At 57.5% G+C, this 1,055-nt stretch carries 1 protein-coding gene; it reads right to left on the bottom strand.

From position 1 onward, the window contains the following. A partial coding sequence (locus E1189_RS24045; RefSeq protein ID WP_196221552.1) for a hypothetical protein occupies nt 1-1,055 on the bottom strand: 1,055 nt, incomplete at both ends.

Raw genomic sequence — 1,055 nt, 5'->3', positions numbered from 1 at the left:
CCGCCCGGGTGCGCAGCCGGGTAAAAATGCTCAGAGCTGTCTCCATGTTCTCCGCACCACCCATGACCTGGAGATGCCTGCCCAGTGTTAACTCGATCTCTTTGTCATCACTGGGGGTGTTCTCATGCCCCCCGGCCGCGCGTGTGCGCAGTCGGGTAAAGATGCCCAGAGCCGTTTCCATGTTCTCCTTTCCTCCCATGACCTGGAGCAGCCTGGCCAGTGTTAACTCGATATCCTTGTCATCACAAGGAGTGTTCTCCTGTCCCTTGGCTGCCCGGGTACGCAGCCGTATAAAGATGTCCAGAGCCGCTCTCTGGTTGTCCCTGCCCCCCATAGCCTGGAAGTGTCTGCCCAGTGTTAACTCGATACCTTTATCATCACAGGGGGTGTTCTCCTGTCCCCCGGCTGCACGAGTGCGTAGTCGGATATAGATATCCATGGCTGCTTTCATGTTCTCCGTACCCCCCATAATTTCGAGGTGTCTGCCCAGAGACAGCTCGATCTCTTTGTCATCACAGGGGGTGTTCGCTCGCCCCCAAGCCGCCCGGGTGCGCAGCTGGGTAAAGATTTCCAGGGCCGTTTGCAGGTTGTCCGTGCCCCCCATGATCTGGTGATGTCTACCTAGAGCCAGTTCGATCTCTTTGTCATCACTGGGGATGTTCGCCTGCCCCTTGGTTGCTCGGGTACGCAGTCGGGTAAAGATGTCATGGGCTGCTATCAGGTTCTCCGTACCCCCCATGGCCTGGAGATGTCTGCCGAGTGTCAGTTCGATATCCTTATCATCACAGGCGGTATTTTCCTGCCCTTTGGCAGCCTGGGTGCGCAGGCGAGTATAGATATCCAGAGCCGTTCTCATGTTGCCTGTTCCCCCCATGCTTTGGAGCAGTCTGCCCAGAGCCAGTTCAATCTCCTTGTCCTCACAGGGGGTGTTCGGCTGCCCTCCGGCCGCGCGGGTGCGCAGGCGGGTATAGATGTCCCGGGTTGCTATAAGATTGTTCGTGCCCCCCATGGTCTGGAGTAACCGACCCAGAGCCAGTTCAATCTCCTTATCCTCA

The organism is Parendozoicomonas verongulae (assembly GCF_009711465.1).
In the GTDB taxonomy this organism is placed as follows: Bacteria; Pseudomonadota; Gammaproteobacteria; order Pseudomonadales; family Endozoicomonadaceae; genus Sansalvadorimonas; species Sansalvadorimonas verongulae.
This window is presented reverse-complemented; position numbering and strand designations above follow the sequence as displayed.